24 protein-coding genes are annotated in these 26,708 nt (G+C 59.6%); 10 read left to right on the top strand and 14 right to left on the bottom strand.

Features of this window, described 5'->3' with window-relative positions:
• Window positions 1-75 precede the first annotated feature (75 nt).
• Together AC0QKW_RS21115 and AC0QKW_RS21110 are read right to left on the bottom strand one after the other, a co-directional pair.
• Complete coding sequence (locus AC0QKW_RS21115; protein WP_473153076.1) at window positions 76-648, bottom strand: TFIIB-type zinc ribbon-containing protein; 573 nt, start codon at window positions 646-648, stop codon at window positions 76-78.
• A 101-nt stretch (window positions 649-749) separates the two neighbouring features.
• Window positions 750-1,505: a HEAT repeat domain-containing protein gene (locus tag AC0QKW_RS21110; RefSeq protein WP_473153075.1), complete on the bottom strand. Its 756-nt coding sequence runs from the start codon at window positions 1,503-1,505 to the stop codon at window positions 750-752.
• A 491-nt stretch (window positions 1,506-1,996) separates the two neighbouring features.
• On the opposite strand from AC0QKW_RS21110, the gene AC0QKW_RS21105 reads away from it, so the two are divergent.
• Window positions 1,997-2,452, top strand: coding sequence for a hypothetical protein (locus tag AC0QKW_RS21105; protein WP_473153074.1), 456 nt, complete (start codon window positions 1,997-1,999; stop codon window positions 2,450-2,452).
• Here the strand turns inward: AC0QKW_RS21105 and AC0QKW_RS21100 are convergent.
• A complete protein-coding gene (locus AC0QKW_RS21100) occupies window positions 2,441-3,418 on the bottom strand; it encodes a ribonuclease Z (protein WP_473153073.1) in 978 nt (325 codons plus the stop codon). The genes AC0QKW_RS21105 and AC0QKW_RS21100 overlap by 12 nt on opposite strands.
• Before the next feature lie 159 nt (window positions 3,419-3,577).
• On the opposite strand from AC0QKW_RS21100, the gene AC0QKW_RS21095 reads away from it, so the two are divergent.
• Genes AC0QKW_RS21095 through AC0QKW_RS21085 form a run of 3 tightly spaced genes read left to right on the top strand, consistent with a single transcriptional unit; the run spans window position 3,578 to window position 6,554 of the window.
• The gene (locus AC0QKW_RS21095; RefSeq protein WP_473153072.1) at window positions 3,578-3,922 is read left to right on the top strand and encodes a hypothetical protein; all 345 of its coding nucleotides are present in this window, start codon (window positions 3,578-3,580) and stop codon (window positions 3,920-3,922) included.
• Window positions 3,923-3,925: 3 nt separating this feature from the next.
• Window positions 3,926-5,239 (top strand): recombinase family protein, encoded by a 1,314-nt coding sequence (locus AC0QKW_RS21090; RefSeq protein ID WP_473153071.1) that lies wholly within the window; start codon window positions 3,926-3,928, stop codon window positions 5,237-5,239.
• Window positions 5,240-5,291: 52 nt separating this feature from the next.
• Complete coding sequence (locus AC0QKW_RS21085; protein ID WP_473153070.1) at window positions 5,292-6,554, top strand: lipid-A-disaccharide synthase-related protein; 1,263 nt, start codon at window positions 5,292-5,294, stop codon at window positions 6,552-6,554.
• Here AC0QKW_RS21085 and AC0QKW_RS21080 read toward each other — a convergent pair.
• Window positions 6,524-7,867: a D-alanyl-D-alanine carboxypeptidase gene (locus AC0QKW_RS21080; protein WP_473153069.1), complete on the bottom strand. Its 1,344-nt coding sequence runs from the start codon at window positions 7,865-7,867 to the stop codon at window positions 6,524-6,526. The genes AC0QKW_RS21085 and AC0QKW_RS21080 overlap by 31 nt on opposite strands.
• A gap of 171 nt (window positions 7,868-8,038) precedes the next feature.
• Between AC0QKW_RS21080 and AC0QKW_RS21075 the strand changes: the two genes are divergently transcribed.
• From AC0QKW_RS21075 to AC0QKW_RS21065, 3 genes are all read left to right on the top strand, one after another.
• The gene (locus AC0QKW_RS21075) at window positions 8,039-8,701 is read left to right on the top strand and encodes a Fe2+-dependent dioxygenase (protein ID WP_473153068.1); all 663 of its coding nucleotides are present in this window, start codon (window positions 8,039-8,041) and stop codon (window positions 8,699-8,701) included.
• Window positions 8,702-8,932: 231 nt separating this feature from the next.
• Window positions 8,933-10,198 carry an imelysin family protein gene (locus tag AC0QKW_RS21070; protein WP_473153067.1) on the top strand — a complete coding sequence of 422 codons (1,266 nt, stop codon included), beginning with the start codon at window positions 8,933-8,935 and terminating at the stop codon, window positions 10,196-10,198.
• Window positions 10,195-11,589, top strand: a complete 1,395-nt coding sequence (locus tag AC0QKW_RS21065; protein WP_473153066.1) for a di-heme oxidoreductase family protein — start codon at window positions 10,195-10,197, stop codon at window positions 11,587-11,589. Before AC0QKW_RS21070 ends, AC0QKW_RS21065 begins: the two co-directional genes overlap by 4 nt.
• 216 nt (window positions 11,590-11,805) lie before the next feature.
• Here the strand turns inward: AC0QKW_RS21065 and AC0QKW_RS21060 are convergent, their stop codons facing one another.
• The 3 genes from AC0QKW_RS21060 to AC0QKW_RS21050 form a co-directional block, all read right to left on the bottom strand.
• The gene (locus AC0QKW_RS21060) at window positions 11,806-12,324 is read right to left on the bottom strand and encodes a hypothetical protein (RefSeq protein ID WP_473153065.1); all 519 of its coding nucleotides are present in this window, start codon (window positions 12,322-12,324) and stop codon (window positions 11,806-11,808) included.
• Between the two features lie 49 nt (window positions 12,325-12,373).
• Window positions 12,374-12,799: a hypothetical protein gene (locus tag AC0QKW_RS21055; protein WP_473153064.1), complete on the bottom strand. Its 426-nt coding sequence runs from the start codon at window positions 12,797-12,799 to the stop codon at window positions 12,374-12,376.
• A 361-nt stretch (window positions 12,800-13,160) separates the two neighbouring features.
• A complete protein-coding gene (locus AC0QKW_RS21050; RefSeq protein WP_473153063.1) occupies window positions 13,161-13,925 on the bottom strand; it encodes a hypothetical protein in 765 nt (254 codons plus the stop codon).
• Between the two features lie 308 nt (window positions 13,926-14,233).
• Here AC0QKW_RS21050 and AC0QKW_RS21045 point away from each other — a divergent pair, with 308 nt between their 5' ends.
• Together AC0QKW_RS21045 and AC0QKW_RS21040 are read left to right on the top strand one after the other, a co-directional pair.
• Window positions 14,234-15,307, top strand: coding sequence for a Fe(3+) ABC transporter substrate-binding protein (locus AC0QKW_RS21045; protein ID WP_473153062.1), 1,074 nt, complete (start codon window positions 14,234-14,236; stop codon window positions 15,305-15,307).
• A 283-nt stretch (window positions 15,308-15,590) separates the two neighbouring features.
• Complete coding sequence (locus AC0QKW_RS21040; RefSeq protein ID WP_473153061.1) at window positions 15,591-18,803, top strand: tetratricopeptide repeat protein; 3,213 nt, start codon at window positions 15,591-15,593, stop codon at window positions 18,801-18,803.
• A 53-nt stretch (window positions 18,804-18,856) separates the two neighbouring features.
• Here AC0QKW_RS21040 and AC0QKW_RS21035 read toward each other — a convergent pair whose 3' ends face one another.
• The 3 genes from AC0QKW_RS21035 to AC0QKW_RS21025 form a co-directional block, all read right to left on the bottom strand.
• Window positions 18,857-19,489 (bottom strand): type I restriction endonuclease subunit R, encoded by a 633-nt coding sequence (locus AC0QKW_RS21035; RefSeq protein ID WP_473153060.1) that lies wholly within the window; start codon window positions 19,487-19,489, stop codon window positions 18,857-18,859.
• A 75-nt stretch (window positions 19,490-19,564) separates the two neighbouring features.
• The gene (locus AC0QKW_RS21030) at window positions 19,565-20,200 is read right to left on the bottom strand and encodes a type I restriction endonuclease subunit R (RefSeq protein WP_473153059.1); all 636 of its coding nucleotides are present in this window, start codon (window positions 20,198-20,200) and stop codon (window positions 19,565-19,567) included.
• Window positions 20,201-20,269: 69 nt separating this feature from the next.
• A complete protein-coding gene (locus AC0QKW_RS21025; protein ID WP_473153058.1) occupies window positions 20,270-21,934 on the bottom strand; it encodes an ABC transporter permease in 1,665 nt (554 codons plus the stop codon).
• A gap of 358 nt (window positions 21,935-22,292) precedes the next feature.
• On the opposite strand from AC0QKW_RS21025, the gene AC0QKW_RS21020 reads away from it, so the two are divergent.
• Window positions 22,293-22,979 carry a DUF938 domain-containing protein gene (locus tag AC0QKW_RS21020; protein ID WP_473153057.1) on the top strand — a complete coding sequence of 229 codons (687 nt, stop codon included), beginning with the start codon at window positions 22,293-22,295 and terminating at the stop codon, window positions 22,977-22,979.
• 69 nt (window positions 22,980-23,048) lie between these two features.
• Here AC0QKW_RS21020 and AC0QKW_RS21015 read toward each other — a convergent pair whose 3' ends face one another.
• The 4 genes from AC0QKW_RS21015 to AC0QKW_RS21000 are packed head-to-tail and all read right to left on the bottom strand — an operon-like array spanning window position 23,049 to window position 26,654.
• Window positions 23,049-23,531, bottom strand: a complete 483-nt coding sequence (locus AC0QKW_RS21015) for a GNAT family N-acetyltransferase (RefSeq protein WP_473153056.1) — start codon at window positions 23,529-23,531, stop codon at window positions 23,049-23,051.
• Window positions 23,532-23,556: 25 nt separating this feature from the next.
• On the bottom strand, window positions 23,557-24,780 hold the full coding sequence (locus AC0QKW_RS21010; protein ID WP_473153055.1) for an ABC transporter permease: 1,224 nt from the start codon (window positions 24,778-24,780) through the stop codon (window positions 23,557-23,559).
• A 7-nt stretch (window positions 24,781-24,787) separates the two neighbouring features.
• Window positions 24,788-25,282: a DUF29 domain-containing protein gene (locus tag AC0QKW_RS21005; RefSeq protein WP_473153054.1), complete on the bottom strand. Its 495-nt coding sequence runs from the start codon at window positions 25,280-25,282 to the stop codon at window positions 24,788-24,790.
• A gap of 31 nt (window positions 25,283-25,313) precedes the next feature.
• Window positions 25,314-26,654 (bottom strand): efflux RND transporter periplasmic adaptor subunit, encoded by a 1,341-nt coding sequence (locus AC0QKW_RS21000; RefSeq protein WP_473153053.1) that lies wholly within the window; start codon window positions 26,652-26,654, stop codon window positions 25,314-25,316.
• Window positions 26,655-26,708 lie beyond the last annotated feature (54 nt).

Below are 26,708 nucleotides of genomic sequence, written 5' to 3'. Positions count from 1 at the left end.
AGCATCAAAGCTACTGGATCCATTGGGTCGAGCATGTCAGCCTCAGCGAGGTTGGGTAGTTTTAGCCTAAATTGCCTACTGATCGACCCGTCGCATCAAGTACGCTACCCCAAAGTCGCCATTGGGGTGCTGCTCTAGCAGATCGGCTAGCTCAAATAGGCGCTGGGCTATGTCTGGCCCGAGCTTGGCAATGGTGGCCTGGCGCTCTCGCTCGCTGTGCTCTAGGTCGCGCACCTGAGCCTGCCAGTCGGCAGAAAAAATGTACTCAGCGTGGGTATGGAGGTTGAGCTGCTGCAAGATCTCCCACTCGCCAGCGTCGCACCAGAGGCCAGTGCAGCTGGGGCAGCGCTCGACATAAAATGAACCGTTTTGGAGCGTCACTCGCCCTCGCACCAGGTAGCTGCGACAGTCGGGGCAAAGGGCCGCCCGGTTGTCTAAGGGTGCAGGCTGGAAGGGGGTGCTGAGCGATAGGGGCAGAATGGATACCTTGACCGGCGTCTCGGTATCGACCTGCTGCTTTTGCCAGGTGATGTAATCTTCGGGGGAAATCCATGCGCCGCCACAGCTAGGGCAGGCTTTAACCGACAGATCTGGGGCAAGTTGACCATCCTGGAGGTCGATATTCCCTTCCTTAGGGCACTGATACAAGGCACTGGCTCCCGCGTTTCTTCAACAAATCCCTGTGGATCTCTTTGACTATTAAACCACCCAGCCTGGGGCCAAAGGCGAGGCTTTGCCGGGGATACAGATCAAAAGAAGAAGCCATCCTGCTCAATTTCTTCGATGGTTTGCAGCCCTCGGGTATCGCCCACCTTGAGCAGTGCCGTGCGAGCATCTTCGCGCACGCCTAGGTCTTCTTCTTCGGCAAAGCTCTCGATCAAGGCATCGATCGCAGTATGGTACACCACGTTGGAGGGCAGCTCGCGACATAGCTGACCCACGGCCCAGGCACAGTTGCTGCGCACGGCGGGCACTGGGTCACGGCGCAATCCTTCGATTAGGGGCGGAATGGCGGCAATCACGCAGTCGTAGCCCACCTGGGACATCTGGGCCAGGGCACTGGCGGCCCACAGCCGCACCGCAGAAATATCGGTGCGAAGAGCTTGGATCAGGGGGTTGAGCGATCGCCCGTCGTGGGCATTTCCTAAGGCCCAGACCAAACCTTTGCGCACATAGCCGTTCCAGTCGGTTGCCAGCTGGGCAATTAACGCCTCTACCGCCAGCCCATTGGGGTTGCGGCCCAAGGCGTAGGCGGCACTCACCCGCACCAGAGGGCACAAATCGTTGAGCAACAGCAGCAGCGGGACTACCGCCCGCCCGTCTTCTACTTCACAAAAGGTGCGCGCGGCCAGCATTCGCTGCTGGGGGTCGGCCGCCGTCAGCAGCGGCAGCATGGCCTCGGGGTCATACTGAGGGGCTGCGTCTGCCTCGACGGGGCCGAGGGCATCGAGGGGGTCAGCAAACTCCAAATCGGGGTTTTGGGTAGCGAGGTCGTCGTCATACATAGGGCTACTTTATCCGGTTGTGCCCCACTTTTAGCGGTTACCCTAGGCCTCTGCAAACTTTCGTTAAGTTGACAGCACAGACCAGGGAATCTAAGGCTTTTCGGGGCTTTGCTGGGCGCTTTACACCACCCGCTAGAGCGGGTTAGCCCCTAGTCGCACCGCTCCTCTGGGCAGGCACTGGGGCCATAGCCTGGCTGCGGAGATGCGATCGCCGCTTTGGGCCTAGGGCTAGACGAAAAATCTTTCCGAAGATTATCAGTAGATTGCCAGAACCAGGCGGGGCAGCCGCTAGGATATGGGCATAGACCAGGCGGCTAGCCCTCCTAAAGGCCTCAAAGGCCTCGCTCAAACGCCTTGCCTAGAGGCACATTTTTCTAGACTCCCTTCACTTGGGCTAGTGGGGTATCAGCCCTTCAGGACCTCATCAGTTCACAACAAAATACCCCCCAGGCCTGTTCAGCTACGCGATGACACAATAAGGATCAAGCGACATGGCATCTCAGACTGAAGTGAGAGATTTTTTGGCCCACTGGTTTCAGTTGGGCAAATCTGTGGTGCTGGCGGCAAATCGGCCTGCCTGCCTGCCCTCTCCCATCTTTCAAAACGGTCACTACAGTGCATCGTTTGAGGATTGCTGGCATCAGATTATGGTGACCAACGGCCAAGGCTGCTACCTCGACGGCACCACCCAGAGTATCGCCGAAATGCTGTCGCCCGCCTGGGATATCATCGCCTGCGCTCGCTGCACCATGCCCATCGCCATACCCACTGCCGGCACGGCCACCCACCTCTGCCCCTGCAACGACTTACCCACTTGGCCCAATACCGAAGTACCCATGCCCCGCACGGGCGTAGCCGATCGCGATCGGCTAACGACACTTCAGCAGCGGTTGACCCAGAAGAAAAGCCAGAGCCATGTCAAACCAACAACCAACCTACACCGCTGAGGCAGACAACACGGCCTCGCCGGGGCGGGGCTCGTCTAGGCGGGGAATGTCGTAGATCAAGAAGTCGTGGGCCAGGTTGGTACGAGGGAAAATAGCCCTGGCCTCGGCTAGCAGGTCGCTGAGCTGAATGTCGTTGCCGGGGGCATAGCGGGGGCTGAAATGGGTCATGATCAGCTGCTTGGCCTGGGCCCCGAGGGCCACCTGGGCCGCCATGGTCGAGGTGGAGTGCAGCCGCTGGTAGGCCAGGTCGGCATCGCGGTGGGAGAAGGTGGCTTCATGGATCAGCACGTCGGTGTTGGCGGCGAGGGCCACGGCGCGATCGCAGTAGATCGTATCGGTGCAGTAGACCAGCTTGCGCCCCACCAGGTCTGGCCCACAGAGGTCGGCCCCATTGATGGTGCGGCCATCGTCAAGGGTGACCCGCTGCCCCTGCTTGAGCTGACCATAGATTGGCCCCGAGGGAATGCCTAGGGCCTGGGCTCGCTTGACGTCAAAGTGGCCTGGGCGATCGCGCTCTTCGACCCGGTAGCCGTAGGCGGGCACCCGGTGCTCGAGCAGATCGCAGAACACGCGAAACTCATCGTCTTCAAACACCAGCCCCGGCTCGACGGCGTGGATTTTGATCGGCAGGGTGAAGTGGGTTTGAGAATAGCGGCGGCTGGCTTGCAGGTAGTCGTTGAGGGGCTTGGGACCGTAGATATCGATGCGCTGCTGCCGGTTGCCAGCTAGGCCGCAGCTGGCCAGCAGCCCCATCAGGCCAAAGATGTGGTCGCCGTGCATGTGGGTAATGAAAATGCGGCGAATCTGGCTCGACTTAAACTCGCTGCGCAAAAACTGGTGCTGGGTGCCCTCGCCGCAGTCAAACAGCCACACCTCGGCCCGCTGGGGCAGCCGCAGGGCCACGCTCGACACATTGCGCGATCGCGTCGGCACGCCAGAACTGGTGCCCAAAAATGTAATCTGCAAAGAAACCGCCTCGGGGGAACGCCATGGGGCACAGGGGAAACCCGCTGGCCCAGCCTACCCACCTATCTTGCCATGGCCCAGAGCCAATGGTCGGAGCCCACGGCTGAATCTAGGCCCAGGCGGTATCATCGACATTGAGGCAGCAGTGAGGAAACATCAATGATGGCAATGACCTACGTGCTGACAGCGTTACTGACCGGTCTGGGCCTGGCAGCCAATGTCTCCCCCACCCAGGCCGCACCGCCAGGACTGCACTACGCCTGGCAGGTGCTCGATATGGATACAGCCCAATGCCTGGAGAGAGCCCGGCAAGCACTCGAAGCCCAGGGCTTAGACCCAGTTCAAAACGATGCCATCAGCCTTGCCGGTCGATCTGAGACCGTAACCGCCATGTTTGTCTGTCTGGAGAACCCACCAGCAATCACCACGGTCATGGTCGTTGTGGCGGGTACTGACGACGATCAATCGCTTGCCCTGCGGGAAGCGTTGAAGCTGGCATTCTAGGTCATGCGCATTGTTGCTTACTGCTACCGAGAGACTGATGACCGGGTGCCGCCCCGGCCCGGCCCGCTGGATGAGACTGAACTGGGGCCGATTGAGCGAGTTTATACCGACATCGCCCTGCCAACGGAGCCGGGATATCGGCCCGAGCGCGATCGCCTGCTGGCCGACCTGCAAGTCAACCCGGCAGATCGGGTGCTGGTCAACAATTTGGCCACACTGGGCAATGACCTCGACGAGATGCGCCACTGGGTACAGGCGATCGCCGCTGCCGGGGCTGAGGTGGTCACCGTAGAAACGGGGGCGATCGATTTAGACAGTCTTTTGCACGGGGCAGAGCTATCGACCGATCAGCGTCGCCGCCGGTTGCGCGAGGGCCACGCCCGCAGCCGCCTACAGGCTCTACCACCGCCGGGCAAACCGCCCTACGGCTATCGCCGGGGCCAGGGCCGCTACCTGATCGATCGCACCACTGCTCCGGTGGTCACCGCCTTGGTCAATGAGTTTTTGCTCTACGGCTCGCTGCGGGGGGCAGTGCGGTTGATTGAGAACAAACTGGGCAAGCGCATTTCAGCCTCGACTGGGCGGCGCTGGCTCACCCACCCGGTGTACCGGGGCGATCTGCAATACCAAGATGGCACCGTGCTGCGCGACACCCACGCCGCCATCATTGGCCGCGAGGAGGCAGCTCAGATCGATCGTCTGCTGCGCCGCAACCGGCCCTTGCCACCCCGGACGGCGGGGGCACCGCGATCGCTCGCAGGCCTAGTCACCTGCCAGGAGTGCCGCCAGCCAATGACCATTTCTAAAACTGCCCCCAGGGGACAGGCCAAAAGCTACCTCTACCTGCGGCCCCAGGGCTGCTCTAGAAGTCCTCGCTGCAAAGCCATTCCCTACGACGAGGCCCTGAGCCGGATCGTGGCTGAGATTTGTCTAGTGCTACCCCAGGCCGTGGCCCAGCTCTCCGCCAGCATGCCCCCCGGTGTGCCCGCCCCTGGCACCCGATTGCAGGGGGAAATTGATGCCAAAACAGCGGTCTTGGCTCAGCTCCCCGACCTAGAAGCCTCTGGCATTCTCGATGCCGAAACTGCCGCCCTGCGCCGTTACAAGCTGCGAGGCGAAGTGGCTGACCTACACCAGCAGCTGGCCCAGCTGCCCCCGGTGAATCTTCGAGAACTGTCCCAGTCAGTGTCGATTCCTCAGTTTTGGCTCGATCTGTCCGAGGCCGAGCGTCGCTTCTTCTTTCGCGAATTTATCCGCGAGATTCAGATTGTGCGCCAGGGAGACCAGTGGCAGATCGAGCTGGTGCTGGTGTTCTGAGGGAGGGTTTTGGTTTTCTGTTAGGGTTGTGGTTGGTATTGAGCATCCACGGATGAAGCTACTCTGCATCAGCAATGGCCACGGTGAAGACGGCATCGCCGTTCGCATTCTCAAGCAGTTGCGTCAGCTGCCCGGCGCGCCCAGCCTAGCCGCCCTGCCCATTGTTGGTGAAGGACGCGCCTACGAAAAAGCAGGTATTGCCATTCAGGGGCCGACCCAGGCGATGCCCTCCGGCGGCTTCATCTATATGGATCGCCATGAGCTGGTGCGCGACTTGCAGGGGGGCCTGGTGGGGTTGACTCTGGCCCAGCTCAAAACCGCGCGGCAGTGGGCCAAGGGCGGCGGCAAGATTCTGGCGGTGGGCGATATTGTGCCCCTGGCGATCGCCTGGCAGAGCGGGGCTGAGTACAGCTTTGTGGGCACCGCCAAGTCAGAATACTACCTGCGCGATGAAACCCATCGCCTACCCGGTCGCCCACCGCTGGAGGGTTGGTCGGGCTCGGTCTACGTGCCCTGGGAGCGCTGGCTGATGGCTCATTCTCGCTGTCAGGGGGTGTTTGTGCGCGACCAGCTCACCGCCGACATTTTGCAGCAACGAGGAGTGCCCGCCCGCTACCCCGGCAACCCGATGATGGATGATCTGGAAACCAGCGCCGACAAGCTGGCCCGGCTGACCGCAACGTTTCCCCCGGCTGCCGCTCGGCTCACCCTGGCGCTGCTGCCCGGCTCTCGTGCGCCCGAGGTGTTTGACAACTGGCAGCGCATGGTGACGGCTGTTGCCTCGGTGATGAAGACCTTCGGCGATCGCCAGATCCGCCTGCTCGCCGCCCTGGCTCCCTCCCTCAACCTGGCAGCGTTTAAGGATGTGCTGCTGGACGTAGGCTGGCAGCCCGTGGCTGGGGAATACCCTACGTTTCAACGCAGTAATGGGGTGCTGGTGTTGACCACCAACGCTTTTGCCGAATGCCTGCACCTGGCCGATGCCGTCCTGGCCACCGCTGGCACCGCCACCGAGCAGGCCGTTGGCCTGGGCAAGCCCGTCATCACCTTCCCTGGCTCTGGGCCACAGTTCACCTACGCTTTCGCTGAATCGCAATCGCGGCTGCTGGGGCGATCAATCATATTGCTGAACCAGCCCGGCGAAGCGGGGGTCACCTTACAAACCTGCCTAGCCGACGCCCCTCGGCTCCAGCAGATTGCGGAGAACGGTCGCTGTCGCATGGGGCCACCGGGGGCTGCCGGGGCGATCGCCCAAGCCCTGCACCAGCACTACGCCCATCCGCCCTACTCCGACACTACTTCCTGGGCCACCTGATTGCGGCTGGGGTCGCCGTAGCGAAACGGCCCAGTCTGCATGATCACCTTCGTCCTCATATCGGCGGGCGCTGCCGCCACCCCCCAGTGCGCCTGAATTGCCTGCAACAGCTGGTCTTGCTGCATCCTCAGGTCGGGGAGATCCCAGCCTTTGTTGATGATGGCGAACCACACCGGGCCGCGCTCAGCGGTGGGCACCATTCCCGCCAGGGCACTGACCTCCGCCAGACTGCCGGTTTTCACTGCGGCCGTGGGGGGAAGGCGGCGATCGACCAGCGTCCCCACATCTTCCCCAGACACCGGCAGCACATCCGCTACCGAAAAACCTGCGTCGGACAGAAATCGCTGGATGGCCACCGTCATGGCCACCGCCATTCGTGGCGACATCTGGTTATCGGTGCCCAGGCCCGACCCATTGACCAGGCTAATTTCCCCGGCGGGCAGTTCTGTGGCCTGGGTAGCCTTTGCCATCACCGACCCAGGCCCTCCCACCAGGTCGGCCACCATCTCAGCCATGGTGTTGTTGCTGTAGATATTCATCGCCTTGAGAATGGCCACCAGGGGCAGCGACTGGTGCCGCACCACCCAATCCACCGCAAAGGTTTCTAGCTCGGTCGGGGCTACCCAGCGGGCACCGCCGTCAATTTGCAGGCTGGGTTGAGGGGTGTCGGGGGGCAGATTGGCGTAGGCCTGGCGGGTTTCCCAGGTCCAGGTCGAGGCCGACATCACCTGTTTCAGCGCCCGCAGGGAGTCCGTCAGTTCCTCTTCAAAGTTCATGGTGAAAGAGCCGCTCACCAGCACCTCCCCCGTCACCCGCTGAATGCCCAGCTCTTGCAGACGGTTGGCCAGCACAATGCCCTCTTCCCACACAAACAGCGGGTCGCCACTGCTCTGGATCACCAAATCGCCGTAGAGAATACCTTCCTTCACTTCGCCTCGGATGCCCACCAGGGTCTCGAAACGATGGTCTAGAGGCCAGGTTTCGAGGGCAGCCAGGGTGGTCGCCAGCTTGGTCAACGAGGCCGCTGGCATCAGCACGTCGCCCCGGTGCTCAGCCACCACACTCTGCCCCGCCTGAATCCATACGCCCTGATCAGGAATCGACCAACCCTGGCTCCGCAGCCCTGCCAGGTACTGCTCGACGATCGCCTCCACTTCCGGATCGCGGGCCAGTCCGGCTATCCACGGCGACTGCCAGTGGGGCTGCAAGGCCGTGGGGTTGAGCCCAGAGGGTTGCAGGGGCTGGGGTTCACCCAAGCCGAGAATGACGGAGAGCACGCCCAGGGGCAGGGCCAATAGCGATAGGGAAGCCACGGATTGCGAATCCTCCACGCGTGTAGCCCAGGGGGTGGGCGATACCCGACTAAGATACCTCAGATGTTAGGGAGTGGGGGGTGGGGGAGTGGATGGGTGAATGGGTAGATGGGTGATGGGGCGTTTTGGATCTTTTAGGCTGTAGGTTAGCTGTGTTTTTGGCTGGGGCTGATGATTGTTTGCATTGGGGATGTGCTGAGCCCGGATGAGGTGGCCCAAATTCAGGCTGGTTTGGCCGAGGCTGAGTTTGTGCCGGGGGAAACGACGGCGGGGTGGCACGCCAAGCTGGTCAAGCAGAATGAGCAGGCGGCTAAGCAGGCAGCTGAGCCATTGAAGGCGGTGGTGCAGAAGGCTTTGGTCAGGAATGCGCTGTTTCAGGCGATCGCCCTGCCCCGCATGATCCACTCCCTGCTGTTTAGCCGCTACGGGGTGGGCATGAGCTACGGGCGACATACCGACAATGCTCTGATGGGGGGCACTAACTTTTACCGCTCAGATCTGTCGTTTACGGTGTTTTTGAGCGGGCCGGAGGAGTACGACGGCGGCGAACTGGTGATCGAGGGGGCCGACAGCGAGCAGCCCTACAAGCTGGCGGCGGGGAGCGCCATTGTTTACCCCTCCACCACGCTGCACCGGGTGGAGCCGGTGACGAGGGGCGATCGCACTGTAGCAGTGGGCTGGGTGCAAAGCCTGGTACGCGACGCCGCCCACCGCGAAATTCTCTTTGACCTTGAAACGGTGAAGCGTACCCTGTTTGCCCAAACCGGCAAGACCCCAGAGTTTGACCTGTTGACCAAAACCACCGCCAACCTGCTGCGCCAGTGGGCTACGTAGGGGCGTACCGCCGTACGCCCTCACCTCAGCAAGAACTATTATCAATAAAAAAGTTCTTTATCAATCAGGAGTCGGCATAAAAGCGAGTTCCTTGAGACCTTTTGCGCTAAAACCCCTTTCAAGCAAGGATTTTGCTGGCCAGAGAGATTCATCCACCCAGATCTATTTGACAGCAATTCTCATTTAGAATACAGTCTGAAATTATCATTTCATCGTGACGCAGGATTTTTCATGAATGCTCGATACAAGGCCGTAGACCTGTTTTTGGCGGCGGGGGTAATGGTGGCAGGGGCGCAAACTGCGGCCATGGCAGGCGTCACGCCCGAAACTGTTGGGGCCAGCAGTGGTGCCGACGCCACCCTGGTGGGTCAAAACTCCGTTTGTCGTCCGATCGCCGTCAATGGCGGCGGCGAGGGCGGCGGGGCTGATGAGGGCGGCGAGGGCGGCGAAGGCGGTGCAGCCCTCCCCGCTGAAACGGCTGAAACCGTCGTGCTAGCGCCGGAGGATCAGTTTCGCGATCGCCAGATCATCACCGACTTTGTCGATGCCCTGATCGTGCCCAACTACGAGCAGCTCACCGAGCGATCGGGGGCGCTTGCTGAGGCGATCGCCGCCTTTGTCGCTACCCCCACCGATGACACACTGGCGGCGGCCCGCCAGGCCTGGTTGGCCACCCGCCAGCCCTGGGAGCAGAGCGAAGCCTTTGCCTTTGGCCCCGCTGCCACCCTAGGGCTCGATGCCGAACTGGACGACTGGCCCCTGAACGAGACCGATGTGCAGGCGGTGCTGGAGAGCGAGCAGGCCCTCACCCCTGAGTATGTGGCCGGGTTACAGACCAGTCAGAAGGGCTTCCATGCGATCGCATTTCTCCTCTTCGGCACTAACGCCGACAAACCGCTGGAGTCGTTCACCGAGAGCGAGCTAGAGTATTTGGCCGCGATCGGGCCGGTGTTTGACGGAACCGCCAACGCCCTGCTGGCTAGCTGGACTGAGGGCATCGACGGCTTCCCCGCCTACCGCGATGAGTTTGTGGAGGCCGGGAAAGATAGCAACACCTACCTCACCGTGCAGGCCGCCGGGGAAGAGATTGTCCAGGGCATTTTGGGGATTTTGGATGAACTGGGCAACGTCAAAATTGGCGAAGCGGCGACCACCCAAAACCCGTTTTTGCTGGAGGCCCGCTTCGCCCAAAGCTCCCTCCAAGACTTTCAGGACAATTTAACTAGCGCCCAGAACGCCTACCTAGGCACCTTCCCAGCGGGCAATACCGAAGGCAAAGGGCTTCAGACGTTTGTGGCCGCCGTTGACCCAGCCCTAGATGCCGAAATTCAGGCCCAGATGCAGACGGCCCAAACGGCGGTAGCCGCCATCCCCGGCCCGATTGAGCAGACCCTGTGCGACCCCACCGCCCAGCCCCAAATCGAAAACGCGGTAGACAGCATTGCCACCCTGTTTGAGACCTTTGAGCAGCGGGTACTGCCCCTCGTCCAGCAATGATGCCGTCCAGGCTCCGGCGCTGGGGCCGTCACGCGCTGCTGGCGCTGATGGCCCTGGGGTTAGGAATCGCTCTCTCGGGGCTGCTGCGATCGCCCGCCTACTCCCAAACCCCCAGACCTCAGGCGGGCGGCGACACCACAATCTACAGTCGCACCTCCCGCGCCTACGAGCAGCCCGCCCCCAACCTCGACGCCTACTGGGCCGAGCGCCACGCCGTGGGCGACCTGGCCTTTGAGGCCGCCTTTGTCACCGCTCCGGCCCAGGTTAACCCCGGCCTGGGGCCGCTGTTTAACGGCACCGCCTGCGCCGGGTGCCACATCAAAAATGGTCGGGGGTTGCCCGAGAAGGGGCAGCGGGCCGTGCGGGTCAGCCAGGTAGAGCCTGGTCTAGGGCCGAGGGTCGATCATCCCTACGCCTTGGAGGCCGAGTCGCCGGGTGCCAATACCCCGGCAGTGCCCGGCATTGGCACCCAGCTGCAAGAGCAGGGGGTGCATGGCTACGCCCCCGAGGGCATTGTGCAACTGGTGTGGGAAGAACAGTCAGGCACTTACCCCGACGGCACCGAGTATCGGCTGCGATCGCCCCAGATCACCCTGCTGTCTCTCGACGGTACGCCCCTGCCCGAGGGCATTGCCATCTCCCACCGCATTCCGCAGCCGGTGTTTGGGGCGGGCCTGCTAGAGGCAGTGCCCGAGGCCGACATTGTGCAGCGGGCCGACCCCGGCGATCGCAATGGCGACGGCATTTCGGGTCGCCCCAACCGGGTGTGGAACGTGATCGAGCAGCGCCCTACCCTGGGCCGCTTTGGCTGGAAGGCCAATACCCCCACCCTGTTGCAGCAGTCGGCCTCGGCCTACATCAACGACATGGGGGTGACTAACCCGCTCTTCCCTGACGCTGATGGTCAGGTGGATATCGCCATGGACACCCTGGAGGCTGCAGCGGTCTACGTGCAGACCATCGCGGTGCCCGCCCGCACGCTGCTCGACGACCCCCAGGTACAGCGGGGCGAGCGCCTGTTTGCGGCGGCCAACTGCACTGCCTGCCATGTGTCTGAACTGCGCACTGGCCCCCACCCAATTCCGGCTCTGACGAACCAAACCATTCACCCTTACACCGATCTGCTGCTCCACGACTTGGGGCCAGGGCTGGCGGATGGTCGGCCCGATTTTGAAGCCACAGGCCGTGAGTGGCGCACGCCGCCGCTGTGGGGCGTGGGGCTGGCCCAAACGGTCTTACCCTTCTCAGGCTTTTTGCACGATGGCCGCGCCCGCACCCTAGAAGAAGCGGTGCTATGGCACGGGGGCGAGGCGGAGCTGGCTCGGTCAACCTTTCTCGCGATGGAAAAGGACGATCGCGCCGCGCTGATTCGGTTTTTGCGATCGCTGTAGGAGATTTCCGCAAGAAACCCCTGGGCCATGGCCACCCCCAGCCTGAGCCCGCCACAACCCAAGCAATTGAGGAATTCAAGCCCCTGATTTAGGCAGAAGGGAATATTTGCAAAGGCAAGAGAGCCCTAACGGCAAAGCGGATCTATCAACCTTAAACAGGTCAATAGATCCGCAGTGAAAGCCAGGGGGGATAGCACCCGTAGGTGCGTCAGGAGTCTAGCGCTTGCTCAGCCACTTGGCAGCGATCGCCCCTACCGCTGCCCCCACCAGGGGATTGCTGAAAAACTTCAGAATTCCGGGTTGATCGGCCAGCACATCCTGAAAAATATCTGGGTGGCTGTGGTAGGTAAAAGCCGCTAGCTTGGTCACGTCATCTTCGCTCATGCGGCTGGCGTGGTGGGTAGACAGCCCCAGCTGTTTTTCCAGATCGCGATCGCTTAGGCCACGGCCTTTGAGATGCTTAACCAAGTCGCGGGCAACGTCATCCCGTTCGTTAGGTTTAATTTGTGCGATCGCCTGGCGCAGTTCGGGCTCCATCTCGCTGGGAGGAATGCGATCGGGGTGAAACCCGCGACCCACCAGCTGCCGCCGCTCATCGCGAGACGAACGGTTGGCAAAATCGTCAAAATTGGCGTATTCCTTTTCAGGTTGAGTGGCGAGGTCATCAATGTTGTCAACATTGCCACCGGCCAGGTCATTCATAATCTGGCGTTTATAGTCTTTGCTGCTAGTCATAGGGTCTCCTAATTTTTCATGCTTGAGTTTTGATGCCTGAGGCGGGCTTCTACTGGTATCTAATTTGCTGGGTTGTCTCGTCGTAGTTGGCGGTCAAGATCAGCTCTTTATCGGGGGCATAGACCAGCACACTGAGGTCTCGGTTAGGAAATTTTTTATGGAATCCCTGCAAGAGCGATTGGGCCAGCGTCTTGACCTCCTGCGGCTTGACCTCTGGCGAGATCACAACGCCCAGTTTGTCGTTATCGCGAACAAAGGCATCGCTCACCAGCCCTCGGGCGGTTTGCATCACCCAGCGGCCATAGCTTTCGCCGCTGGCAGTGTCACCCCGTTCTAGCTGGCCGTAGGCCACCGTAGGCGCTAACCCAGGGGCAGTGCTGGTTGAGGAGGCGCTACCACAGGCGCTGGTGGTCAGTAGCACCACCCCCAGACACAGGGCAATCATCCCCTGGCGGATCGCTTTCAACATAGTCATTGGGGTTCTCCTTAATCATTTGATTGGGGTTTTCTCAACGGGTGCCATGACACCAGCGGCTTGCTGAGGGTTAACAGCAGCCCCGCCCCGCTGGTACATAGCTCGCTGTGGCCTTCAAAGGGTCAGCAATGTATGCCTGCTCGATCGCCCGATGGCAAGCCCCCAGCAGTCGCAAAGCTGGCGGCTGTTGTGGCGTTGTAACAACGATGACGGGCGATCGATATCGCTCATTGGAGGGAGAAAAGCCCACAGCAAAAAAGGAGATCACCCTTTAGGTCATCCCCACATCTGCCTGCAATGATGTTGCAATGAGCGATCGCGCCCCGTGGTCGCGGCTGGGTCTCAACCGGAGGAGCTCAAGCTACGATCGCTGCAAGGTTTGAATTTCGTCAGAGGTGATGGGCTCGGCGGTCATGGTGTAGAGCACGCCCTCCTGCACAGAAACCAGATTGAGATAATATTCGGCCTCGCCGGGCTTGCTGACGGCATAGACCCGCACCCCCGTGTCGATGGCCAAGACTTCGCCGGTAATGTCGCGCACGGTGTAGCCCTGGGCCTTTAGCCGGGCTTGCAGATCGCCTGCGGCACTGCGCCAGGTGCCGCTGACGGGGCTGCGCCAGCAGTCGGCCACCCCTTCGCAGGCGGCCTGGGCACCCTCTAAGTGAGGAAAGTTGGCGTAGAGCGCTGGCGGGGCAGGCGGTTCTGGGTCAGCAGGGGCAGGCGGGGGCGTAAAGGGAAGGGCTGCTGGGGCTGCCGCTACGGGCTGGGGCTGAGGCGATGCTGCTGGCGCAACAGTAGGAATCGGCGCTGTCGGAGCCTGGGGGGCGACCTGAGCAACCGGGGCCGCCGCTACCGGTGCGGCTAGAACTACGTCTGGAGGAGGAGCTACCGCAGATTTAGGGATCACCGTGACGGACACATCGTCTAGGGGCGGGGGCGTTTCAGCCAGATCTTCGACCGGTGGCGGCGCTGGGTCTGAGTGGGGAACAACCATGGCCAGCAGAGCCCCGTGGGCGGCGAGAGAGGCGATCGCACACACCATCCCCAACCAAGACCGCGATCGCCCCTTGGGCTTTGATGCAGGGCGGCTCAGGGCAAAAGGCGGGGTCGTAAGTCTGGGAGTCATTGTCGAAAGGTTGCGATCGCAGATGCGGTTAAGCTAACAGGACTTATTCTTCTTAGCTTTATTCTAAAGCCATTCTTCTGTAGTCTCAAGCCCCTATTTTTAGGGAATCATAGCATTGTCAGAGATGCCGATCTAGCTTAAAGATATTGAGACTATCCGCCACAGGGTGGGATACAAACGCGGCATTATCAAGAAACGGTCGCAATAAGCGATACAATGCAATCTGACATCTCAACGGCCTGGAGCGATCTAGCTAGGTGCTGCCAGCGGTTTGGTTGAGATTTATATTTTTTGGAGGTAAAACCCTGATGAAACTAGGAAGACGCGCATTTTTGGGTGCCAGTGCCGCCGCCACCGCCGTAGCCATAGGCTATGGGCGTCAGCGCCCTGCCACCGCCCAGTTTGGCTTTGGCCGTGGCCCGGTGGTCAATCTCTATTCGTCTCGCCACTACGACACCGACGACCAGCTCTACACCGGCTTTCGCGAAGCGACGGGCATTCGCGTCAACGTGGTTGAGGCCGAGGCCGATCAGCTGATCGAGCGCATCAAGAACGAAGGGCAAAACAGCCCTGCCGACATTCTCATGACGGTCGATGCCGGTCGCCTATGGCGGGCCGAGCAAGAAGACATGTTCCAACCGGTGACGTCATCGATTTTGGATGCCGCCATTCCCGCAAACCTGCGCCACCCCGACGGGCTGTGGTTTGGCCTCACCCAGCGGGCGCGGGTGATTTTTTACAACAAAGACACCGTTAACCCCGCCGAGCTATCGACCTACGAAGACCTGGCCGACCCCAAGTGGCGCGGCCGCATTTTGATTCGCAGCTCGACCAATATTTACAACCAGTCGATGGTGGGCTCGATGATTGCCGCCCACGGGGCCGAAGAGACTGAGGAATGGGCGCGGGGTCTGGTGGCCAACCTGGCCCGCGACCCTGAGGGGGGCGACACCGACCAGATCAAGGCCGCTGCCGCTGGGCTGGGCGATATTGCGATCGCCAATACCTATTACTTTGCCCGCCTGGTCAAGTCTGACAGCGCTGAAGACCAGGCCGTCGCCAACGCGCTGGGGGTGTTTTTCCCCAACCAGGGCGATGGCCCCAACGGGCGCGGTACCCATGTCAACATCAGCGGCGCTGGGGTGGTCAAGACCGCGCCCAATGCCGAAGCAGCGGTGAAGTTTTTGGAATATCTGGCCAGCCCCGAGGCCCAGCGCATTTTTGCTGAAAGCAACAACGAATACCCTGTGGTAGAAGGCGTTGCGATCGACTCGGTGGTAGCCAGCTTTGGCGAATTTAAGGCCGACCCTCTCAACGCCGATGTGTTTGGCCGCAACAACCCCGAAGCCCTGCGCATCACCGATCGCGCTGGCTGGAAGTAGGGTTTTCACTTTAGCGATCTCTCGCTTTAGGGGTCGGGTGCCTAGCTGGGGTTTAGAGGCTTTGCTTCTAAGCCAGCAGGCACCCGACTTTTTTGAGTGGCTATTCGATGCGATCGGGAATTTTGGGCTAAGCGGCTTGATAGTGGGTGTCGCAGAGCCAGAGGTAGTCGCCCATGTAGGTGGGCATGCGCTTGAGGCATAACCGCTGATGATGAAGGTCTATTCGCGTTGTATGGTTCAGTTGCCTGGGCTAGGATAGAACGAAATTTGGGCGGCTGGGGTTATGGGACAAGACATCTTTCTAGCCAGAACCGAGGAACAGCGACAGTTTCGGCGATCGCTGATGCCCCTGATCCCCAACTGGCCCCAGCGACACCTGCCCACCCTGGGTAAACTGTTGCCCCAGCGCGACTCCACCCCAGAGCCCTCGGTACTTTTGTTCTATGGGCCGGGGGGCATGGGCAAAACCACCCTCACCCGGCGGCTTCACACCATTGCCCAAAGCGAATCGCCCTTTAAGGGCCAAGTCAATACTCTGTTTCTCGATTGGGAGCAGGAGCAAAAGCTAACCGTCGATTTGCAGGTAGGCCACGACAATATTTCGCCCGAAACGGTGCTGCGGGTATTGCACAAAGCTCTGGCTAAAGCTTACGGGGGCAATGGTTTTGGTGACTACGAAAAAGCCTTGAAGGAGTTGAACCAGGCTGAGGAAAAGGTCAACAAAGCCATGCAGGGACAACCGGACAACTCTCTGCCTGACCAGGTGAGCAAGCTGGGGGCAAAGGGCGTGGCTTACCTGATTCGCTTGCATGTGGGCATGGCCACTGTCCCTCAAGAGCCGCTGGAATCGACGTTGGATACGACGTTTAAGGTTACGGCTGAAGGGCTGTACCAGACCCGGCAGTTTGTGCAAAAGGCGCTCACACCTCAGGAATATGAGCTGTACGAACAGCCCCACGAACGATTGGCAGAAGCCTTAGGCAAAGGTATTGCCCGATTGAGCCAGCGGCGGCCTCTGGTGCTGCTGTTTGACACCTACGAAATTGTCGATCGCCCGGCCTGCGACTATACCCTGCGGCGGGTGATGCAGACCAGCGGCGACCAAGCCCTATGGGTCATCGCTGGCCGCAGCAACCTGGCCGATAGTGGCCAGCGAGGCAAGGACTATTTTCGCGGCTACAAGCGCGACTTTACCGAAAACCAAATCTACGCCAAAGCCCTGAGCGAGTTTGGGCCTGATTTAATTCAGCAGTACTTTGCCCAGGTAGCCCCTAGTCAGCCCATTACCGAAGACCAAGCCGATGCAGTAGCCCGGTTTAGCCTGGGCATTCCCTTTGTGATTCGCCAAGCGGCGGTGATGTGGCGCGAAGGCAAACCGATTGAGGAAATTGTGGCCCCCATCCCCATCCCCACTTTGGGAAGTGGAGTCTCAGCCTATGACCAGGTGGTTACCGAAACCAGCGAACGGTTTTTGGTGCACTGCTTTGGTGCACCAGAGCAGGAGGCCGACCTGGAGGCGATCTATGCGCTGGCCCTCATGCGCCGCCCCGATGCCGACCTGCTGCGGCAAATGCTGGATGAAACGGATCTAGAAGCTCGGCTACAAGGATTAAAAGAACGCTACGGCTTTATTTGGGTAGAGCAACTGCGGCTGGATGAAAAGCTGACCCAGTTTTTGCGGGCTTATTTGCAGGCCGACCTGCGACGCACCAGCCCACGAGTGCAAACCCTGAATGACCGCGCCATTGCCTGGCTGGAGTTGCAGATTGAAGAAAAAGGGCGCGGCATTACCGACACCGCCGAAAAACTGGCTGAAGACGCCCTGGCCGAAACCCTGCTAGATCTGGCCCACCACCAGTTTTGGCGCAGCGAAGATGCGGGCATGCGGTATTTGGTGCCTCGCTTTGTGGAAGGCTGGCAGTATGACCGAGACTGGACGCGCAGTTTGCTGGAAATTGCCGAAGCGTTTCGACCCTGCCTGGGGACAGACAGTTCAAAACGTCTTTTGCGCTTCGAGAATGCGCTGGATTTTGATGCTGATTTGGATACGGTGGATGCAGTGCTGAAGGACCTGGAGAAGCTAAGCCAACGAGGTTGGCTAGCAGACGGCAATCAGGCCGAACAAGACACTCTTTTGTGGATAAAGAAGGGGCAGCTAGCCTTTCGCCAAGGAAGCTTTGCTGACGCATTGACCTGCTGCCTAACTGCTGAAAAGCATCTACCCGCTGGCTTTAATCAACTCCGAAAAGATTTGGCCCAGGGATTTTATCGCATCAGCGGCAAGTTTATCTGGCCAGATGACCCGAATGATGCCGTCTATTCAACAGAAGGAGAACAGGCCATTGCACGTGCTTTGGCTTTAGAGGCATCACGAAGTGATTGTCATTACCGTTTTGCCGTTATTTGTAATCTCTCAAATAAGGTAGAGGAGGCGATTGCTGCCTACAACCAGGCGATCGCCCTCGACCCCAAAGATGCCGCTCCCCATAACGGCCTCGGCAATGTGTACAACGATCAGGGCCGCTACGACGAGGCGATCGCCACCTACCAACAGGCGATCGCCCTCGACCCCAAAGATGCCGCTCCCCATAACGGCCTCGGCAATGTGTACAACGATCAGGGCCGCTACGACGAGGCGATCGCCGCCTACAACCAGGCGATCGCCCTCGACCCCAAAGAGGCGGTTCCCCACAACGGCCTCGGTAATGTATACAGCAACCAGGGCCACTACGGTGAGGCGATCGCCGCCTACAACCAAGCAGCTGCCCTCGACCCCAAATTCGCCGGCCCCCACAATAACCTCGGCAATGTGTATCGAGGTCAGGGTCGCTATGATGAGGCGATCGTCGCCTACCACCAAGCAGCTGCCCTCGACCCCAAATTCGCTTATCCCTACAACGGCCTCGGTAATGTGTATCGAGATCAGGGTCGCTATGATGAGGCGATCGCCGCCTACTACCAAGCAGCTGCCCTCGACCCCAAATTCGCCTATCCCCACAACAATCTCGGCAATGTGTACTGGGCTCAGGGTCGCTACGACGAGGCGATCGCTGCCTTCCAGCAGGCGATCGCCATTGATCCAAATAGAGGTAGCTTTAATTCTCTTGGTTGGATCTATGTGGTAGTCGAAGACTACAAAAATGCCCAAGAAGCCCTAGAAAGATCGCTTGAAGAAGCTGACTGGGCTAATTTGTTTAATTACGGATTACTCCGGGCTCTACAGGGGAAATGGGAGACAGCCCAGGACAACTGGCAGCAAGGCTATCAGCTTTGTCAACAGGATGACAGCCTTGAAGCTGTTAAGGCTTTTTACCTCATTGCTCTCAATGATGCCGAAAAAGGGCTGGCCAACTTAAAAGCCCTTCTCGATCAAGACATCATTCCCTTGGAGTTGAAACGAAAGTTACTATTAGTGGCACAAGTCATGCAGCGATGCCCAGAATTTGTAGAAACAGCCCAACAGGCTGCCGCCATGCTTGAAAGCTCTCTGCCCTGACGAACTTTGTTATCTAATTCAGTCCTTTACCTGACCTTGGGGATAATCCACGATTATTGTTCCAATACCTTCTGACCCAAAACCTTAAGAATCTGAGCTACCTGCCCCAGTTCATGGCGCTGAGGAAATAGCGAGAACGAGCGAGAGGCATCGTATTCTAGCCCAGTATCCAGTTTCAAAAAGACAAATTCATCCCCATTGGTGGCCATGCCATAGCTAGGCTGTTGCAGGTCAGGGTTTGCCGCCATATAGGCCAGCAGCTGGGGCAACGCCGCAGGCACAGAAATACTGGTGCGCTTAGACTCCACCGTCAAAATCCAAAGTCGCTCTTGCAAAACCAGTACATCAATAAAACCTCGCACGGTCTCCTCTGGATCTTGCAGGTCGATCGCAATTCCGTGGGGTGACTTAAGGCGAAAAGGAGGGTCAATAAAATCTAACAGTTCAAGCAAGGGTGCGACAACCACCAGGTTAATGGTGCCCTCTAGCAGTAGCCCATCGGCGCGATGATAGTCGTAGCGCTGTTTAAGGCGCTCAATACCCGCTAGCTGCTGAGGCGTCAAAGTTGGCAGGTCATCCACCCATTCAGAGAAAAAATTGATGTTTTGGGTTTGCACCAGTCCTAGGCGCTGTTGCAGATCGTTTATCGTCGTAATGGCTTCCCTAACGCCTGCGCTGCTCACCATAGTTGGGATACCCTAAAGCCGCTGTAGCTTCTAGTCTAGGCCTTAAACAGATAGATTAGAGTCTGCTGAAATCTGCTACGCCTCATCCCGTACGATCAACCGTCTCAAAATAGCCGTCACAGCGTAGAGCTGGTTTCCCTGACGGGTCGAGAGAGTAAATTTATCAGAAACGTCATACTGCTGCCGTTGGGGGTCTAGCTTCACAAACAGATAGTCCTCACCCGTGGTAATCATTCCAAACACAGGAGTTTTCTGGGTGTCATTGCTCACCATATAAGTCAGCGTTTGGGGAAGAGCCTGCATCACGCTAAACCCATAGCGCTTGCTCTCCAGCAGCACCAGCCAAAAGTTATCCTGAATCACCAAAACATCAATCAAACCTTCCAGCAGCGTGTCGCCATCTTCAATTTCAAACCGAACAAACTTTTCACCCTGAATTTTGTAGGGCGGGTCGCATAGCCCCAGCAAATCCAGCAGAGGCGATACCAAAATAATATCCACCGTGCTTTCTGTAATGGCTCCATCGGCCTGATAATACTGATAGCGGGCTTTTAGCCTATCTAGGGTGCTCTGTTCGGTCTTGGTCAGGGTTGGTAAATTGGTCTGCCACTCGGCAAAAAAGCTGGGGTCAGCCGCCCGGCTGAGATTGAGTCGAGCATGGGCCTCAGTGAGGCTAGTAATCGCTTTGGTAATGCCAAGGGTTTGGGCCATGCTGCGGTTCCCCAGGGAGATCTAGATTCTGACTAGAGCATAGCGACCTATGCCACTCAGCGGCCAATTTCAGACCTTGCCCTCGTTGGCGATCTGTTTGCTCAGCCACAGCACCGGCAGCAGCCCCACCAAAATGATCGCCAGCGCCGGGGCCGAGGCCTCGATCAGCCGCTCGTCGGCGGCATACTGGTAGACCCGCACCGCCAGAGTGTCAAAATTAAACGGGCGAATGATCAGCGTAGCGGGCAGCTCCTTCATCACATCCACAAACACCATCATGGTAGCGGTGAGCAGACTGCTGCCCAGCAGCGGACGGTGAATTTTGAGCAGAGTTTGGCGCGGGCTTTGGCCCAGGCTGCGGGCAGCGTCATCTAGCGACGGCTTGATTTTGCCCAGGCCCGCCTCGACGGCCCCAAAGCTGACCGCCAAAAACCGCACCAGGTAGGCAAACAACAGCGCAATAATGGTGCCGCTCAGCAGCAGCCCGGTAGAAAAGCCAAAGGTCTGCCGCATCCAGGCATCGATCGCATTGTCAAACCGCGCCAGAGGAATCAGCGTACCCACCGCAATCACCGCACCGGGGACGGCGTAGCCCAGATTGGCCCCCTGCACCGCCATTTTCAAGAACGGCGTGGAGTTGAGCCGCAGACCGTAGGCCATCACCAGCGACAAAACGACCGCCAGCGCCGCCGCCAACACCGCCAGCACCAGACTATTGCGACTCAGCGCCCAAAAGCTGCGGTTGAGGGTAGCCTCAGCATTGCGTAGGGTCATGGCTAGCAGCAGCCCGGTGGGCACAATCAGCCCCAGCAGCACCGGCACAAAGCAGGTCACCCAGGCACCCACCGCCCGCAGGCCTCCCAACCCATAGCGCGACTGCGACACCGATCGCCCCATACCCTGGTAATAGCGCGCCCGCCGCCGCGATCGCTGCTCTAGCACCACTAGGGCAAAAATAAACAGCAGCAGCAGCGCTGAGAGTTGCACCGCCGCCGGGCGATCGCCCATGCCAAACCAGGTGCGGTAGATGCCCGTGGTAAAGGTAGCCACACTAAAGTAGGCCACGGTGCCAAAGTCATTCAGCGTTTCCATCAGGGCTAGGGCGGTACCAGCGGCGATCGCCGGTCGCGCCATGGGCAGCGCCACCGAGCGAAAGCTGCGCCAGGGGCCACAGCCCAGCGATCGACTCGCCTCCAGCGTGGCGGTAGATTGCTCTAAAAACGCCACCCGCGCCAGCAGATACACATAGGGGTAGAGGGTCAGGCTAAACAGCAAAATCGCCCCCTCAATGGAGCGAATGTTGGGGAACCAGTAGTCGGTCGCCCGCTGCCAGCCAAACAGGCCCCGCAGCGCCGTCTGCACCGGGCCAAAGTACTCCAGCGTATCGGTGTAAACGTAGGCCAGAATGTAGGTGGGAGCTGCCAGGGGCAGCAGCAGCAGCCACTCAAACCAACGCCTGCCCCAAAACTGGCAGGTGCTCACCAGCCAGGCCGTGCTGACGCCAATGGCCAACACCCCCAAACCCACCCCCACCATCAGCACCAGGGAGTTGCGGATGTACTCGGGCAGCACTGTCGCCACCAAATGGCCCCAGGTTTCGCTGGAGTTGGTCAAGAGCCCCGTGAGAATGATTGCCACTGGCAACAACATCACCAGGGCAATCAGCCCAACCCCCACCGTCCAGGCGTCCAGCCTCGGTAGCAGGGCTTTGCGGGGGGCACCCAAAACGTTCATAGACGGTACTTATTGCTACCCATTCCTTTTAACACAGAACGAAACCCTGCCCCGCGATCGCCGCTCGATCAAAAAGCAAAAATAGCCCAGCCTTGGCACAGCGGGGCTATCTAGGAGAGGAAAACCACATGGCTAAAACTCTAGAACCGGACGGTGCCCGCTGGAGGCTGTAGGGAGTGCTGTTATCGGTCACCACACTGCCGGCATTGGTATACTTGGCGATTTTGCAGCACCGTCAGGGTTGATCGCAGTCATCCTAAAACCCAGCACGTAGCCGATCGCACCGGTTGGCAGTAGCCTAGTGTCGGTCGAGGCAGCAGCCCCGACCGACACCCCCTCCTCACTCCGTGGCCTTGCTATGTCATCAACTCCCGACAGCCGCCGCTTTGCCCCCGCGACTGAGCGCAACCGATCGCCCATTTTAGCCGTGCTCCAGCAGCTGCTGCCCCCCACCGGCACCGTGCTCGAAATTTCTAGCGGTACCGGGGAGCATGCCGTTTTTTTTGCCCCCCACCTGGCCCCGCGCCAGTGGCTGACCTCAGACCCTGACCCTGGTGCCCGCCAAAGCATTGTCGCCTGGCGCAACGTCGCCCCATCTGACCATCTCCATGGGCCAATTGCCCTCGACGCCTCGACCCAGCCATGGCCCGTTGAAGATCTGCCAGACGAGTCTGCCCATGCCGCGAAACCCCTTGCAGAGGCTCTGCCCACCCTCGACCTGCGGCGTCATCCCATCACCGCCCTAGTCAATATCAACATGATTCATATCGCGCCCTGGTCTGCCTGCCTGGGGTTAATGGCTGGGGCCAGTCGCCTGTTGCCCCGGCATGGCATTCTCTACCTCTATGGGCCATTTAAGCAGAGCGGTCAGCACAATGCCCCCAGCAACGCCGCCTTTGATCAGCAGCTCAAGGCCCAAAACAGAGACTGGGGAGTGCGCGACTTGGAAGCGGTCGTCGCCGCCGCCGAGGCCCAGGGGCTGGCGCTGGTCACAACCGTCGCCATGCCGGCCAACAATCTCTCGGTGGTGTTTAAGGCTCTGTAGCTAGGCCTCTGTAGCCAAGACCACCGGTTCGATTGTCCCCGTTAGGCCTCGGTCTAGATTGCTCAACGGTCACTGTTTCAGGCCATGGGTGTCTCCCAGGTGCTCTACCAAAAGTCGGGTAAATTGCACGCCGTTATGCTCTACCACTTCGGTGTCGTATTGGCAGAAGCCAAATTTTTTAAATAGCCCCAGGCTAAACTCGCTAGCCTCAGCGTAGAGCCGCGATATCTGTTTTGACCGGGCGTGGGCCAGCACCGCCTGCATTAAGGTAGAACCAATGCCCTGGTGCAGACAGTCGTGGCGCACGTAGGCCGAGGCCACATGGCCATCGTCACCAATGCCAGCAAACCCGAGAATGCCCGTGCTGTCTTCAGCGATGTAGGTGGTGACATCGAGAATGAACTGGCGAAAGCGGGGACTGTCGCCGTCTACCGCAGCCCAGGCTGCGGTTTGGGCCGCTGTGTAGTGCTGGGGTGCGTTGACCAACACCGTGTCTCGATACAGTGCGGCCAGATTTGACAAGTCAGCTTCGGTAGCTAGGCGTAGTTGCATGGAGGTATTCTCAGTAAGCTGGGATCTAGGCGGTACGCAGCGCCACAATCGGGTCGAGCTTGGCGGCCTGGCGGGCGGGAAACACGCCAAAGAACAGGCCAATAGCGCCAGAAATGCTCACCGTCAGCAAAATCGCCCCGCCCGAAATGCCGGCTTCAAATGGGGTCAGCACCCCAATCAGCAGAATGCCGCTGACGCCGACGGCAGTGCCGATCACGCCCCCCGCCACCGACAGAATGATCGCCTCAATGAGAAACTGACCCAAAATATCGCCCTGGGACGCGCCGATCGCCTTACGCAGCCCGATCTCTTGGGTACGCTCACGCACCGACACCAGCATGATATTCATAATGCCAATGCCGCCCACAAATAGCGAAATTCCGGCGATCGCCGCCAGCATCAGAGTCAGCGCCCCGGTAATGGTGTTGGCAATGGTGAGCAACGAGTCTTGGCTGCTGATGTAGAAGTCATCCTCCTCACGAATGTTGTGGCGCAGGCGCAGCAGGTTGGTGATTTGAAACTCGGCGGTAGCCATGCTGGCGCGATCGCGGGCCGACACCGTGATAAATGACACCTCGATGCCGTAGGGCGATCGCGCTCCCCCGGCCAGGCGGCTGTCTTTAGTGGTCAGCGGCACCATCACCGCATCGTCGTAGTCGAGCCCCAGGTTAGAGCCTTTTTTCTCTAGCACCCCCACTACGTCAAAGGTGATGCCCCCCACCCGCAGCTGCTGCCCCAGGGCGGGTTCATCGTCAAACAGTCGTTCTTTCAGGGTGCCGCCCACGACGGCCACCTGACCTCGGCGAGTGACATCGAGATCGCTCAAAAAGCGCCCGTTGGCTACCTCAAAGCTGCGCACAGTGAGAAAGTCGGGGGTCACACCCACTACGTTGACATTGGCATTGCGGTTACGAAAGGTGACCAACTGCCGCCCGCTCGACTCAGCGGCTACGGCGCTGACCGAGGGCACTTGCTGGGCGATCGCCTCGGCATCGGCCAGTACCAGCGTACGCGGCACCTCTAAAGAGCCTAACTGACGAGTTTCGCGACTGCCCGGCACCACAAACAGCACATTTGGCCCCAGGGTTTCGAGCTGGGCGTTGACGAAGCGCTGCGCCCCCTCGCCCAGACCTACCATAGTGATCACCGAAGCATTGCCGATGATAATGCCCAGCATGGTCAGGGCGCTGCGCAGGCGGTTGGCCGCCAGGGTTTTGGTCGCCATCGACAGGCTTTCTTGCAGATTCATAGTCAAGTTACTCCAGAAAAGTAAGGAGTGGTAGCCAACCTTTTTCTAAGGCCTGATCTAGATGAAAAAACGGCTCTTCAGGGATGAGATCTGGAGCAATATCGCTGGCAATTAAGACATTGTCTCGGGCATCCTGGTATTCAGACTGAAAATTTTCTAGTAGGTGAGTTTTCAGGCTAGGGCTATCTTTTAACAGCCGATGGATTTCTCTACGGAAGTTATTGACCTCTATGCTCCAGCCTCGCAGGCACTGCTGGCGTTCTGCCTCCCAGTACTTGATTTTGATCAGATGTTCGCAGAGGCGAGCCAGATAGCTCAAAATTGCCCGTCTATCACTCCTGCCCAAACTCTCAATTTCCTCAATTAGATTGTCTAGATCAAGACTGGCAAACTTGCGGTTTTTGAGCAGGGCAGCGGTGGTCTCTATCCACAGCAAAAAATCTGTATCGTACAGAGACAACCCGTCTACCTGAGTTTTAGCATCACTGATCTCAATCGTCATGGCGAGCCTAGGGTCGGCGGGTACAACAATTTTAGCGATCTTGGCGGATGGTAATGTTTTCGAGCGATCGGCCTGGGGGCAGGTCGATAAAGACGCGATCGCCCTCCTCAAGGCCATCTACGATTTGAATTTGGTTGCCCACCTGCGGCCCTAGGGTGACAGCCTGAAAGACAACATCGCGGTTGGCACCCGGCACCAGCACCCCGGTTTGGCCCGCCTGGGTGACCACGGCGACGCTGGGCACCACTAGCGCATTGGCCAGCTGGTCGCCGATAAAGGCCACGTTGACATTCATGTTAGACCGTAGAATCTCTTTACCGTCGAGCAGCTCGATGCGCACCTGAAACAGCGTCACATTTTGCCGCTCGATCGCCTCAGGGGCCACCAGCTTCACCCGGCCCCTAAAGGTCTGATCCGGAAAGGCATCGGCCACTACTTCTACCGCCTGACCCGACTCTAGCAGGGCGATGTCGGCTTCAGGCACCTCCGCCAGCACCTCCAGATCTTCGGCCAGGGCCACGATCGCGGTGGAGGTAGCCGAAGACAGCTCAGAGGCGGAGGTGGTGGGGGTGACAAAGGCCCCCTCAGTAGCAAACTTTTGGGTGACAATGCCGCCAAAGGGGGCGCGAATCAGGCTTTCATCCTGACGGATTTGAGCGCCATCGAGCTGGGCGCGGGCCTGGGCCAATCGAGCCTCAGCCTGGGCGATCGCCTCTTGGCGCGGCCCACTGCGCAGGTCATCGACCCGCCGCTGCGACTCGGTGACACGGGCCTGGGCCTGCTCTAGGGCGGCCTGGGCACTGCGCTGCTCGCGGGCAGCGGCATCGAGATCGGTGGCGGCTACGGCCCCCCGGTCAAACAGCTGCTGGCGGCGAGCCAGCTCACTGGTAGCCAGGTCTAGCCGAGTCTGAACGTCGCGCACCTGGGCGCGGTTGGCGGCGACCGTGGCCTCGGCCTGGGCGATCTCGTCGGGGCGGCTGCCCTGGCGCAGATCAGCCAGGGCCGCCTCGGCTTCGGCCACGGCGGCCTGGTTTTGCTGTACCTGGGCGACGGTGTCGCGGCTGCGCATGCGGGCGATCACCTGGCCAGCTTCGACGCGATCGCCCTGCTCCACGTAGAGTTCTTCTAAAATACCGGCATTCTCAGGGCTGAGGTTTACGGTCTGCACGGGGCGCACCGTGCCGCTGGCGGCCACTCGCACCGTCAGCGGCTCGATTGCCGCCAGGGTGGTGAAGTCGTCTACCACGTAGGCGCTCTGACGACTGCGCCAGAGGCCGAATCCGGCGGCTCCAGCTACCACAGCGGCGGTAGCTAGCCCAGCCAACAGCCACACTAAGGGGCGACGCACTTTACCAATCAAAGGAACCTGCATGGGGATTTGGGGTTTTGGGGTTTGAAGCTTCCCCCCTCGGAGGGGTAGGGGTGG

This window comes from Pseudanabaena sp. PCC 9330 (genome assembly GCF_055795045.1).
This window is presented reverse-complemented; position numbering and strand designations above follow the sequence as displayed.

Coding starts and splice junctions, on each gene's coding strand:
- AC0QKW_RS21110 (WP_473153075.1), bottom strand. CDS start 1,505: ATGTATGACGACGACCTCGCTACCCAAAACCCCGATTTGGAGTTTGCT.
- AC0QKW_RS21105 (WP_473153074.1), top strand. CDS start 1,997: ATGGCATCTCAGACTGAAGTGAGAGATTTTTTGGCCCACTGGTTTCAG.
- AC0QKW_RS21095 (WP_473153072.1), top strand. CDS start 3,578: ATGATGGCAATGACCTACGTGCTGACAGCGTTACTGACCGGTCTGGGC.
- AC0QKW_RS21090 (WP_473153071.1), top strand. CDS start 3,926: ATGCGCATTGTTGCTTACTGCTACCGAGAGACTGATGACCGGGTGCCG.
- AC0QKW_RS21085 (WP_473153070.1), top strand. CDS start 5,292: ATGAAGCTACTCTGCATCAGCAATGGCCACGGTGAAGACGGCATCGCC.
- AC0QKW_RS21075 (WP_473153068.1), top strand. CDS start 8,039: ATGATTGTTTGCATTGGGGATGTGCTGAGCCCGGATGAGGTGGCCCAA.
- AC0QKW_RS21070 (WP_473153067.1), top strand. CDS start 8,933: ATGAATGCTCGATACAAGGCCGTAGACCTGTTTTTGGCGGCGGGGGTA.
- AC0QKW_RS21065 (WP_473153066.1), top strand. CDS start 10,195: ATGATGCCGTCCAGGCTCCGGCGCTGGGGCCGTCACGCGCTGCTGGCG.
- AC0QKW_RS21060 (WP_473153065.1), bottom strand. CDS start 12,324: ATGACTAGCAGCAAAGACTATAAACGCCAGATTATGAATGACCTGGCC.
- AC0QKW_RS21055 (WP_473153064.1), bottom strand. CDS start 12,799: ATGACTATGTTGAAAGCGATCCGCCAGGGGATGATTGCCCTGTGTCTG.
- AC0QKW_RS21050 (WP_473153063.1), bottom strand. CDS start 13,925: ATGACTCCCAGACTTACGACCCCGCCTTTTGCCCTGAGCCGCCCTGCA.
- AC0QKW_RS21045 (WP_473153062.1), top strand. CDS start 14,234: ATGAAACTAGGAAGACGCGCATTTTTGGGTGCCAGTGCCGCCGCCACC.
- AC0QKW_RS21040 (WP_473153061.1), top strand. CDS start 15,591: ATGGGACAAGACATCTTTCTAGCCAGAACCGAGGAACAGCGACAGTTT.
- AC0QKW_RS21035 (WP_473153060.1), bottom strand. CDS start 19,489: ATGGTGAGCAGCGCAGGCGTTAGGGAAGCCATTACGACGATAAACGAT.
- AC0QKW_RS21030 (WP_473153059.1), bottom strand. CDS start 20,200: ATGGCCCAAACCCTTGGCATTACCAAAGCGATTACTAGCCTCACTGAG.
- AC0QKW_RS21025 (WP_473153058.1), bottom strand. CDS start 21,934: ATGAACGTTTTGGGTGCCCCCCGCAAAGCCCTGCTACCGAGGCTGGAC.
- AC0QKW_RS21020 (WP_473153057.1), top strand. CDS start 22,293: ATGTCATCAACTCCCGACAGCCGCCGCTTTGCCCCCGCGACTGAGCGC.
- AC0QKW_RS21015 (WP_473153056.1), bottom strand. CDS start 23,531: ATGCAACTACGCCTAGCTACCGAAGCTGACTTGTCAAATCTGGCCGCA.
- AC0QKW_RS21010 (WP_473153055.1), bottom strand. CDS start 24,780: ATGAATCTGCAAGAAAGCCTGTCGATGGCGACCAAAACCCTGGCGGCC.
- AC0QKW_RS21005 (WP_473153054.1), bottom strand. CDS start 25,282: ATGACGATTGAGATCAGTGATGCTAAAACTCAGGTAGACGGGTTGTCT.
- AC0QKW_RS21000 (WP_473153053.1), bottom strand. CDS start 26,654: ATGCAGGTTCCTTTGATTGGTAAAGTGCGTCGCCCCTTAGTGTGGCTG.